This window comes from Kordia algicida OT-1 (assembly GCF_000154725.1).
Taxonomy (GTDB): Bacteria; Bacteroidota; Bacteroidia; order Flavobacteriales; family Flavobacteriaceae; genus Kordia; species Kordia algicida.
Genome location: NZ_DS544873.1, coordinates 4993797 through 5005912 on the forward strand (window position 1 = coordinate 4993797; position 12116 = coordinate 5005912).

The following is a 12116-nucleotide window of genomic DNA, read 5'->3' on the forward strand; positions in this document are numbered from 1 at the left end:
GGTTGCACGGCTACAACAATTACACATAATTCATTATCAACCATTAGTATGGCAAGAAATAAAGATAAGAATACTGTAAAGAGATTTAATAAAATCTCAATAGGTTTAGCCTCTCCGGAGTCTATTTTAGCAGCTTCAAAAGGAGAAGTGTTAAAACCTGAAACAATTAACTATCGTACACACAAACCAGAGCGTGACGGATTATTCTGTGAGCGTATCTTTGGACCTGTAAAGGATTACGAATGTGCTTGTGGTAAATACAAGAGAATTCGCTACAAAGGAATCGTTTGTGATAGATGTGGTGTTGAAGTAACAGAAAAGAAAGTACGTAGAGATCGTGTTGGTCATATCAACTTGGTAGTGCCAGTAGCGCACATATGGTATTTCCGTTCTTTACCAAACAAAATAGGATACCTTTTAGGATTACCTTCTAAGAAATTAGACATGATTATTTACTACGAACGTTACGTAGTAATTCAGCCTGGTGATGCTAAAAACGAAGCTGGTGAGCCAGTTCAAAAAATGGATTTCCTTACGGAAGAAGAATACTTAAATATTCTAGAATCGCTTCCGCAAGAAAACCTATACTTAGACGATACTGACCCTAACAAGTTTATCGCTAAGATGGGAGCAGAATGTTTAATTGAACTATTGTCAAGAATTGATTTAGATCAGTTATCATTCGACCTAAGACACAAAGCAAACAACGAAACATCTAAACAACGTAAAACGGAAGCATTAAAACGTTTACAAGTTGTTGAATCGTTACGTGACGCGAACAAAAACCGTGAAAATCGCCCAGAGTGGATGATTATGAAGGTTGTTCCTGTAATTCCACCAGAATTACGTCCGTTAGTACCATTAGATGGTGGTCGTTTTGCAACGTCTGATTTAAATGATTTATACCGTAGAGTAATCATCAGAAATAACCGTTTAAAAAGATTAATGGAGATCAAAGCTCCAGAAGTAATCTTACGTAACGAGAAGCGTATGCTTCAGGAATCTGTAGATTCATTATTTGATAATACGCGTAAATCATCAGCCGTAAAAACAGATTCTAACAGACCATTAAAATCATTATCTGATTCCTTAAAAGGTAAGCAAGGACGTTTCCGTCAAAACTTACTTGGAAAACGTGTGGATTACTCTGCTCGTTCGGTAATTGTGGTTGGTCCAGAATTAAAATTATACGAATGTGGATTGCCTAAAAATATGGCAGCAGAATTATACAAACCTTTTGTAATTCGTAAATTAATTGAAAGAGGTATTGTAAAAACTGTAAAATCTGCAAAGAAAATTATAGACAAAAAAGAGCCAGTAGTTTGGGATATCTTGGATAACGTAATTAAAGGACATCCTGTATTGCTAAACCGTGCGCCAACGCTTCACCGATTAGGTATTCAGGCATTTCAGCCAAAACTTATTGAAGGAAAAGCGATTCAATTACACCCATTAGCGTGTACGGCATTCAACGCCGATTTTGATGGTGACCAAATGGCGGTGCACTTACCATTAGGACCAGAAGCAATCTTAGAAGCACAGCTATTAATGTTGGCTTCACAGAACATTCTGAACCCTGCAAATGGTTCGCCAATTACAGTACCTTCTCAGGATATGGTATTAGGTTTATACTATATGACGAAGTTGCGTAAATCTACTCCAGAAAAGAAAATTGTGGGAGAAGGTTTAACGTTCTACTCTGCTGATGAAGTAGTAATGGCTTACAATGAAAAGAAAGTAGAATTAAATGCTTCTATCAAAATTAGAGCGAAAGACTTTAATGAAGAAGGAGAATTAGTTACTCAAATTATAGAAACGACTGTTGGACGTGTACTTTTCAATGAAAAAGTACCGCCACAAGCAGGATTTATCAATGAAGTATTGACGAAAAAATCGTTACGTAATATCATTGGTAAGATCTTACAAGTGACTGACATTCCAACAACGTCGAATTTCTTAGATGAAATCAAAAGTCTTGGATATGGATTTGCCTTTAGAGGTGGATTATCATTCAGTTTAGGTGATATCATCATTCCTGAAGAAAAGCAAAAATTGATTGATGAAGCCAATGGAAAAGTTGATGGAATTACCATGAACTATAACATGGGATTAATCACCAACAATGAACGTTACAATCAGGTAATTGACATTTGGACAAATACCAATGCCAACTTGACGGAATTATCAATGAAGCACATTAGTGAAGATCAACAAGGATTTAACTCTGTGTATATGATGCTTGACTCTGGAGCACGTGGTTCGAAAGAGCAAATTCGTCAGTTAACCGGTATGCGTGGATTAATGGCAAAGCCGAAAAAATCGACAGCAGGTGGTGGAGAAATTATTGAAAACCCGATTCTTTCTAACTTTAAAGAAGGATTATCGATCTTAGAATACTTTATCTCTACGCACGGTGCTCGTAAAGGTCTTGCAGATACCGCCTTAAAAACTGCCGATGCAGGATACTTAACACGTCGTTTAGTAGACGTTTCGCAAGATGTAATTGTAAACATTCATGATTGTGAAACACTAAGAGGTGTTGAAGTTACAGCATTAAAGAAAAATGAAGATGTAGTAGAGAAACTAAAAGAACGTATCTTAGGTAGAGTTTCTTTACACGATGTATACAACCCATTAACGGAAGAATTAATTGTTGAAGCTGGACAGGAAATCTCAGAAGAAATTGCACAACTTATTGAAGATTCACCGGTAGAAACTGTAGAAGTAAGATCGCCACTTACGTGTGAAGCTCCTAAAGGAATTTGTGCTAAGTGTTACGGTCGTAACCTTTCTACCAACAAAATGGTTCAAATTGGAGAAGCTGTTGGAGTTGTTGCTGCACAGTCAATTGGAGAGCCTGGTACACAGTTAACACTACGTACATTCCACATGGGAGGTGTTGCATCGAGTATTTCTGATGAAAATACATTGAAAGCTAAATTTTCAGGTATTGCAGAAATTGAAGAATTAAAAACTGTTCAAGGTGAAGATTCAGATGAAAATATGGCAGATATTGTAATTTCTCGTACATCTGAAATTAAAATTATCGATAAGAAAACAGGAATTACGTTAAGTACAAATAACATTCCTTATGGTTCATCTATCTTTGTGAAAAATGGAGATAAGATTGAAAAAGGACAGGATATCTGTAAATGGGATGCATATAACGGTGTAATTATTTCTGAATTTGCAGGAAAAATTCAATACGAAAATGTAGAACAAGGAGTTACATATCAAGTAGAAATTGATGAACAAACTGGTTTCCAAGAAAAGGTAATTTCTGAATCTAGAAACAAAAAATTAATTCCAACACTTCATATCTTAAACAGTAAAGGAGAAATTCAACGTTCTTACAACTTACCAGTAGGTTCTCACTTAATGGTAGATGATAATGAAAAGATTAAAGTTGGTAAGATTTTAGTAAAAATACCTCGTACATCTGCAAAATCTGGAGATATTACAGGAGGTTTACCACGTGTAACAGAATTATTTGAAGCACGTAATCCTTCAAATCCAGCAGTTGTATCTGAGATTGATGGTGTTGTTTCTTTTGGTAAAATTAAAAGAGGTAACCGTGAGATTATTGTAGAATCTAAATTTGGAGATATCAGAAAGTATTTAGTTAAACTTTCTAACCAAATCTTAGTGCAAGAGAACGATTATGTAAGAGCAGGAATGCCACTTTCAGATGGTTCTATCACGCCAAATGACATCTTAAATATCAAAGGACCTTCTGCGGTACAACAGTATTTGGTAAATGAAGTACAAGAAGTATATCGTTTACAAGGTGTAAAAATTAATGACAAGCACTTTGAGGTAATTGTACGTCAAATGATGCGTAAAGTAAGAATTGGAGATCCAGGAGATACTATTTTCTTAGAAAACCAATTAATTCATAAGTCAGATTTCATCAGAGAAAATGACAATCTTTACGGTCAAAAAGTAATAGAAGATGCAGGTGAATCGGAAAACTTTAAAGCAGGACAAATTGTTTCTCCAAGAGAATTGAGAGATGAAAACTCGCTTTTAAGAAGAGCTGATAAGCAACTTGTAACTGCAAGAGACGTAGTGCCAGCAACGGCAACACCAATCTTACAAGGTATTACAAGAGCGTCATTACAGACAAAATCATTTATCTCTGCGGCATCGTTCCAGGAAACTACAAAAGTACTGAATGAAGCAGCTGTAAGCGGTAAAGTAGATTCATTAGAAGGATTAAAAGAAAATGTAATTGTTGGGCATAAAATACCAGCGGGGACAGGAATGCGTAAGTACGATGATATTATTGTAGGTTCGAAAGAAGAATACAATGAAATCATGGCGGCAAAGCATGAAATAAACTTTTAATACATGAACGACAAAGCAAACGAAAAGCAAATCAATATTGAGTTGGATGAAGCAATTGCAGAAGGAACATATTCTAATCTTGCCATTATCAATCACTCAGCGACTGAATTTGTAGTAGATTTTGTAAACATCATGCCAGGGAGACCAAAGGCAAAAGTGAAATCTAGAATTGTGTTAACACCACAACATGCCAAACGATTAATGAAAGCATTAGGTGAAAACATACATCGCTTTGAAAAAGCTCATGGACAAATTAAAGAATTTGAACAAGCTCCAATTCCGATGAATTTCGGACCTACGGGAGAAGCATAAAAACAAAAACCTCAATTTTCGAATTGGGGTTTTTTGTTTTGGTACATTTTGTCAAAAAAATCAAAGCGTCATTTTGAACCAGGCACAAAATCGTATCATTCGTACATAATATAACTATTTAAAAAATCTATAATTTTAAAACATATAATAAATTATAGTAATTGAAATGAAAAATACAATTCCAAAAGCTTAATTTTAAAGCACAAAAAAAAAGACGTAAGTATAATTTACGTCTTTTGTGTATAAATGCTCTTAAAAATCTTTAAAATGGATTTTGATTAAATAATTTTTTAATCTTTCAATTATTTAATCATGTAATTTCACCTCAAAACTCACTTGTAAAATGGAATTTTATATTCGGATATTTCTGTTGTGTCATTTGTAATGAAAAAGAAGAATCTGCCAAAAACACCAATTTATTTTCCTTATCACGTGCCAAAAATTTCTGTTTTACACGTTTAAAATCTAAAAACTCAGGATCTTTTTCGTTCTCAACTTCTACCCAACAAGCCTTGTGAACATTTAAATTTTCATACGAACACTTTGCGCCATATTCGTGTTCCAATCGGTACTGAATCACCTCATATTGAAGTGCTCCAACGGTTCCAATAATTTGCCGTCCATTCAAATCTAGCGTAAACAATTGTGCAACTCCTTCATCCATCAATTGATTGATTCCTTTTCGTAACTGCTTGGATTTCATTGGGTCAGCATTGTTGATGTATCTAAAATGCTCTGGTGAAAAACTAGGAACTCCTTTATAATTTAGCTTTTCGCCTGCGGTCAAAGTATCTCCAATTTTAAAATTTCCTGTATCGTGCAAACCTACAATATCACCAGGAAAAGACTCGTCTACAATTTGTTTTTTCTCAGCAAAAAATGCATTCGGACTTGAAAATTTTAGCTTCTTATCCAATCGCACATGCAGGTATGGCGTATTTCGTTTAAAAACTCCTGAGACAATTTTTATAAATGCCAAACGGTCACGGTGTTTTGGATCCATATTGGCGTGAATCTTAAATACAAAACCAGAAAATTTATTCTCGTTAGGTTCAACCAAACGTTCATCAGACATTTTTGGTAGCGGACTTGGTGCAATTTCAACAAAACAATTTAGCAATTCTCGAACACCAAAATTATTCAATGCTGAACCAAAAAATACAGGTTGCAATTCACTATTTAAATATGCTTCTCGATTAAATTCAGGATATACCTCATATACTAATTCTAGTTCTTCACGAAGCGTTTCTGCTGCAGTTTCTCCAATATAATTCTCCAATTCAGGATTGTTAACATCTTCAAAATGAATGGCTTCAGAAATTGTTTGCTTATTTTCTCCTGTAAATAAATTAATATTCTTTTCCCAAATATTATAAATTCCTTTAAAGTCATATCCCATTCCAATAGGAAAACTCAAAGGAGTAACGCGTAAGCCTAACTTTTGCTCCACTTCATCCAACAAATCAAAAGCATCTTTTCCTTCTCTATCTAACTTATTAATAAAGACAATAATAGGAATCTTTCGCATGCGACAAACTTCAACCAATTTTTCCGTTTGTTCCTCCACACCTTTAGCAACATCAATTACGACAATTACGCTATCTACAGCGCTTAAAGTACGGAAGGTATCTTCAGCAAAATCCTTGTGACCTGGTGTGTCTAAAATGTTGATTTTCTTGTCTTTATAAATAAATGCTAATACGGAAGTTGCTACAGAAATTCCTCTCTGACGTTCAATCTCCATAAAATCACTCGTAGCTCCTTTTTTGATCTTATTATTCTTTACCGCGCCTGCTTCCTGAATAGCTCCACCAAAAAGTAATAACTTCTCTGTAAGAGTCGTTTTACCTGCATCTGGATGCGAAATAATACCAAAAGTACGTCGCTTATCAATTTCCTGTTGTATGCTCATTTGAAATATTTAAAATAAAACCTAAAAGTACCGTTTTTTTAATCAAATGGAAAGAATAAAAAGTATGAAAACATCATCTAAAGATAGTTGAGTTCAAAAGGAATTATAATGAGGAGTCAAGATATGTATGCCCCTTATTAGTAACAAACTTATATACAAATTTATTTTACGTTTGTATTAAATACTTTTTGTGAGAAAAGAAGCTATATAAACGCTGTTAGACTTAAGAAAAATACTTTTCAACTAAATTAAAAGTATTTTGAACTAATATATTGTTCTCTATTACTTGGAATAAATAGCTTTGCTTTTAAAATCAGAAAGTTATGAAGAAAGTCCCCTATCTCCTCATCTTGTTTTTCTGCAATGTATCTGCACAACTAACAGTAAGAAATAATCATTATATTTTTGTTAAAGATCAAGTCTTGTTTGTCAATGATAATGTAAACTTACAAGAATCAGATGCAAAAATGTATTTAAGAGATGATGCTCAATTAGTACAAGGTACTGGAGTTACAGGAAACTCAGGTGAAGGTCAATTAAGTGTATATCAAAATGGAACTACTCACAACTATGCTTACAATTATTGGTGCTCTCCAGTAGGAAATAATTCTCTCTCATTTGGTAATGAAAATTTTTCGGTAAATTTATTGGATGATGCTACAGGTTTGATAAGTAGTACTGATGCAGCATTTACAAGCTATGATGGATTTTCGAGTCCACTTACCATTGCTAGATACTGGATATATACATTTGAAAACGCCTCTAGCTACAGTCAATGGATGTATAAAGCTGATACAGGAGCTATTGCTCCTGGATTAGGATTTACAATGAAAGGTACTAGTGACTCTAGTAATAATCAATTATATGACTTTAGAGGGAAGGCAAATAATGGAACAATTACTAATTCTGTAGCTTCTTCACAATGGACTTTAGTAGGAAATCCCTATCCTTCTGCTTTAGATGCAGTAGCTTATATACATGATACCGATAATCAAAATGCAATCACAGGAACATTATACTATTGGGAACAAGACTTAAGTGTAATGTCGCACAATGTAGCTGACTATGTGGGTGGATATGCCACTTACACAATAAATGCAGCAGGAACTTTAGAAACATTTATTCCAGCAACTTTTGATACGTATAATAGTGACGGAACTCTAAACACTACAGGTAATACTAGTACTAGTAGCAAGAGGGCAAGAAGATACATACCAGTTGGACAAGGGTTCATGGTAGAAGGTAGTTCAACTACATCAGGGGTAGTGCAATCTAAAAATACACATAGAGTATATTATAAGCAATCAAATATTGATAGTGAATTTTTTAGGTCAACAGACGTAAATGATGTAGGTTTGATTGAGAATAGTCAAACGGCTAATAATCATGAAAATACGAATTCTTATTATGGTGTAATCCCGCCTGAATACAAACGTTTCCGACTTAATATAGATTTTAATAATACCTACACGCGCCAATTAGTACAAACATTTCATGATACAGAAGCAACAGCAGGCTTTGATTATGGTTTAGAGTCTAAGAGTCCGTTAGGAGTTGCTAGTGATGCCTTTTGGATAATAAATGAAGAACCGTACATTGCTCAAGCATTACCTTATAATATTGAAATGACAATTCCTTTACATATAAATGTAGCACAAAATACTACGGTAAGAATTAGAACGTTTGATGTTCAAAACTTTTCAGCTAATCAAGCAATATATATACATGATAAACAATTAAATCAATACCACGATATAAGCAACGGATTTTTTGAAATTGCTTTGTCGCAAGGAGAATATACAGATAGATTTGAGGTTACTTTTTTAGCTGATAATAATGTACTTGGTTTTGAACAATATGAAATAGAAAACTTATTAGTACTTCAAGATAAAGAAAGACAACAATTAATTGTGCAAAACCCTAACTTACTTCACATAGAAAGCATTCAGTTATATGATATGCTAGGAAGAAAAGTGCTTGACAATAAAGGTTTGAAAAAGCATGATAAGTATATAGTTGATACAACACCATTCAATGAAGGTGTATACATAGTAAAGATAATAGCTAAAAATCATAAGGAATATTCAAAAAAAGTAATAATAAAAAGACAATAGATGATGAAACGTATAATATTAATAATAAGTGTACTGAGTATTACTTTAATGAATGCTCAAGTAGGTATAGGAACAACAACACCTAATAGTTCATCTGAATTAGAAATAGTTTCTAACGATAAAGGAATACTAATTCCAAGGATAGGTTTGTCAAGTAGCTCAGATAGCACTACTATAGGAAGTGGTAATGTTGAGAGTTTATTAGTATATAACACAGCAACAAGTGGAGATATCACCCCTGGTTACTACTATTGGGATGGAGCAAAATGGCAGCGCCTTACTGTTGCTGATGATGTGGATATCAAAGAGCCATGGTATGGTACAGATGATAATGCTGCTGCCACTAGCAATACCGAAGATATGTATCTTATGAGTTCAAAAGTAGGTATTGGTACTACAACACCTGAGGCAAGACTAAACTTAATTCAATCAGGGTCAATCGCATATGGAAATTTAGAAAATGCAGCACTTTTAATAGGAACAACAGCTAATGGGATAGGATTAGATAACAATCAAATCGCTAAATATGGGGGTACTTTGTTTTTTGAATCTGAGGATGGATTTACACTAAGTACAGATGTGAATAGCAATGGGGAGGTAAATGTAAATACGGCAGATAAGGTAATGAGCATTGCTAAAACTGGAGATGTTAGGATAGACTATAACCTTCATGTGTTAGAAAAAGTGGGGGTGGGTACAACCAGTCCTGTATCTAAATTGCAAGTAGTAGGGAGTGACGGGCAAGATATCTTTAGAGTTAAAGGTCCAGGATCAGCTAGTGAATTAATATTTAATGATTTAATATCTGGAGGATATCCTAGTGGTTTGTCTAATTTGACATCTCAATCAGATGGGATGTTAGTAGACCTTCCTCAATTTGCTAATTTAATTTTTAAAATTAGAAATAACGATCAAACGGATGGTTTTCATATCGTAAACAATACTGGAGACCATGTGTTTACAGCTAATGCAAACCGTAGAATGAGTATTGGTTTTGCCAGCGACGTACCTGAGGCAACTTTAGATGTAGCGAGTGCTACAAGAACAGGAACACATGCTCCTACGAGTACATTTTATGTGACGGGTAATTATGGTCAGCGAAGCAATGGAGCTGAGTTTGTACACACCAATGGTACGCAAGGTGTAGGAATTGGTTGGGAAGGGATCTATAAAACGAGTTCTGCTGCAGATTCCAATCTTTCTCTAAGTTCAAAAGGAACAGGTTCGGTGTATACATACACAAACAACGCAGCTAGAATGACGGTAGACGGCGATGGTGAAGTAGGAGTTGGAACAACGAACCCTACGGAAAGATTGCATGTAAACAATGGGCAATTATACATAACAACTCCAAGTAATAATATGTTGCGTTTTCAAATTGGATACGACGGTTTTTCTTATGGAAATAGAAGTAGTGATTTTGGTGTTTTGTTTGAGTCTGCATCTAGCGGTTTTCCAGGTTCTGTTGCAAGAATAAGTGCAGGAGATCAGAGTACAGGTACTGCTAACGGTAACAAGTATTTAGGATTTCAAGTGGGTAGAAATAAATTAAATTCTGACACCAAATTAATGTACTTAAGCTCTGTAGGAGGAGGGAGAGTTGGTATAAATACAGAAAGTCCGTCCTACACGTTGCATGTTAATGGTTCAGTAGCAGGAACATCAGCGTATGTAAATACTTCTGATGCGCGTTTAAAAACAAATATACTTCCGCTAGAAAATGCATTAAGTAAAATAATGAGTTTGCAAGGGGTGACTTTTGATTGGAATTCGAATAGGTCTGTAGGAAAGCAATTAGAATTAGACGATAAAAATCATATAGGCTTCATAGCGCAACAAGTAGAAAGTGTGCTTCCAGAAGTGGTTAGTACAGACGATTCAAGCTCAGAAAAAATTAAATCTGTAGCGTATGCAGATATTGTACCAGTCTTAGTAGAGGCGATTAAAGAATTAAATAAAAAAATTGACCAACTTGAAGATGAAAATACGCAGTTAAAAGCTTCTTTAAATAGCATTGATGCTTTGAAAGTGGAAATAAAAAATATGCAAAATAAATTAAAAAGGGTATTGGATGTTACAGAAGAAAATAATGCGAAATAAGAAAAACTTAAAATAAATGTCATTATATAAGATATTAACCCTTTTTTATGGTGTTTTTTAGACGTTTACCTGAAAAATATGTTTTTCATCTAAATAATAAAAAAAAGAATAAATTGAAATGCTAAAATTACTAAAATACCGTATGTTTGAATATATTATAGAAAATGGTAGGTTAAATTTTCTAAAAATAGTATTTAGGCTAAAAGAGAATTTCAATAAGATTTTGAGTCTTATTGGATTCTCTTTTTTTTAGTGTAATACTTACATGGAGTTTCAATAAATAGGCTGTTTAGTTAAAGAGGCTTAATTCTAAATCAGTCCCCTAAACCCCTCTCAATATGTTTTTTGATTAAAAATTGAGGGGTTTTTTTGTGTCAACTTTTATTTTTTGAAAGTTTCTAATAAATCCAGTCCATTTTTAAAAATTTTCTTTATTTCGTTCACATCAACAACTGTCCCCATAGCGGCCATGTCTAATATATAGTTTTGCATAGATTTTTTTAAAGCATTCTCTAATAATGTAATGGCTTCGCTATTAGGATTTTCTTTCTTGATAATAGTAATAGCTGAGATGATGGAGTCTATATTGTTTTGCATATGATAAAAAGCTTGTAGTGAGTTGGTTAAAGAATAATACAATAGAGGTAAAAGCCACACCACCCCTGCCTAAAAGGTAGGGGGGTGTGGCATAAAGTTGCAGTAGTTTAGCTATTAGCTATTATTTGTGGTGTCTATATTGTCTGCATTGTTATCTGTAGCTTCATTAGTATTGCTGGGACCTTGGTTAGCAAAGCGTTGTTGTAGGCGTTGATAGGTGGTTTCCACACCAGGTATGCCACTATCGGTAGCAGCTTTGTACATACGGTATGCCATTAAAGAAGACGCATAAGCTTCTGATCCTGCTAAAATACGGGTGTCATTAATTTTTTCAGCCAATTCATCTACCAATAATGACAGGGTGCTTAGTTGTTGGTATAAAACGTAATCTTTTTTTACTTCCAGCGGGTTCAAATAACTAGGGAGCACCTCAGGAGTATTTTCCATGCTGGTAATAGCGTCATCTACAAATAATTTGTTGCTTCGGCTAATTTTAGGTAACGACATACGTTCACTAGGTGTAAGCCCTATTAAAAAAGGCATTAAGGTAGATAATTCTTCAATTTTAGTTTTAATCTCAGTAATGGTTTCTTCAGTTAAAGTAATAGAAAGTCTGTTGTTTGAAATGTTGCTCATAAAAAATAATAATTAGTGTCAAATAAGTTTTAAAACAGTAATTTACAATGTTTCATTGTAAATTACTACTAATAATACTAGAAAAACAAGTGAAATTG

The 12116-nt window shown here is 34.1% G+C and carries 7 protein-coding genes; 4 read left to right on the plus strand and 3 right to left on the minus strand.

Going from position 1 to position 12116, the window contains the following annotated elements; all coding sequences use genetic code 11:
* The first annotated feature begins 48 nt into the window (after positions 1-48).
* Both rpoC and KAOT1_RS21585 read left to right on the plus strand, forming a co-directional pair.
* Positions 49-4347, plus strand: a complete 4299-nt coding sequence (gene rpoC / locus KAOT1_RS21580; protein WP_007097043.1) for a DNA-directed RNA polymerase subunit beta' — start codon at positions 49-51, stop codon at positions 4345-4347.
* Between the two features lie 3 nt (positions 4348-4350).
* Entirely contained in the window at positions 4351-4659 is a 309-nt protein-coding gene (locus KAOT1_RS21585) for a DUF3467 domain-containing protein (RefSeq protein WP_007097044.1), read from the plus strand.
* A 325-nt stretch (positions 4660-4984) separates the two neighbouring features.
* Here KAOT1_RS21585 and KAOT1_RS21590 read toward each other — a convergent pair whose 3' ends face one another.
* Positions 4985-6571, minus strand: coding sequence for a peptide chain release factor 3 (locus KAOT1_RS21590; RefSeq protein WP_007097045.1), 1587 nt, complete (start codon positions 6569-6571; stop codon positions 4985-4987).
* A 323-nt stretch (positions 6572-6894) separates the two neighbouring features.
* On the opposite strand from KAOT1_RS21590, the gene KAOT1_RS21595 reads away from it, so the two are divergent.
* The gene (locus KAOT1_RS21595) at positions 6895-8685 is read left to right on the plus strand and encodes a T9SS type A sorting domain-containing protein (protein WP_007097046.1); all 1791 of its coding nucleotides are present in this window, start codon (positions 6895-6897) and stop codon (positions 8683-8685) included.
* On the plus strand, positions 8686-10785 hold the full coding sequence (locus KAOT1_RS21600; protein ID WP_083777335.1) for a tail fiber domain-containing protein: 2100 nt from the start codon (positions 8686-8688) through the stop codon (positions 10783-10785).
* Positions 10786-11166: 381 nt separating this feature from the next.
* On the opposite strand, the gene KAOT1_RS21605 is transcribed toward KAOT1_RS21600, so the two are convergent.
* Complete coding sequence (locus KAOT1_RS21605; RefSeq protein ID WP_007097048.1) at positions 11167-11382, minus strand: hypothetical protein; 216 nt, start codon at positions 11380-11382, stop codon at positions 11167-11169.
* A gap of 114 nt (positions 11383-11496) precedes the next feature.
* The gene (locus tag KAOT1_RS21610) at positions 11497-12018 is read right to left on the minus strand and encodes a hypothetical protein (RefSeq protein ID WP_007097049.1); all 522 of its coding nucleotides are present in this window, start codon (positions 12016-12018) and stop codon (positions 11497-11499) included.
* Positions 12019-12116: the final 98 nt, after the last annotated feature.

Excerpts from the sequence above, each read along its gene's own strand:
- rpoC (WP_007097043.1), top strand. The coding sequence starts at position 49 with ATGGCAAGAAATAAAGATAAGAATACTGTAAAGAGATTTAATAAAATC.
- KAOT1_RS21585 (WP_007097044.1), top strand. The coding sequence starts at position 4,351 with ATGAACGACAAAGCAAACGAAAAGCAAATCAATATTGAGTTGGATGAA.
- KAOT1_RS21590 (WP_007097045.1), bottom strand. The coding sequence starts at position 6,571 with ATGAGCATACAACAGGAAATTGATAAGCGACGTACTTTTGGTATTATT.
- KAOT1_RS21595 (WP_007097046.1), top strand. The coding sequence starts at position 6,895 with ATGAAGAAAGTCCCCTATCTCCTCATCTTGTTTTTCTGCAATGTATCT.
- KAOT1_RS21600 (WP_083777335.1), top strand. The coding sequence starts at position 8,686 with ATGATGAAACGTATAATATTAATAATAAGTGTACTGAGTATTACTTTA.
- KAOT1_RS21605 (WP_007097048.1), bottom strand. The coding sequence starts at position 11,382 with ATGCAAAACAATATAGACTCCATCATCTCAGCTATTACTATTATCAAG.
- KAOT1_RS21610 (WP_007097049.1), bottom strand. The coding sequence starts at position 12,018 with ATGAGCAACATTTCAAACAACAGACTTTCTATTACTTTAACTGAAGAA.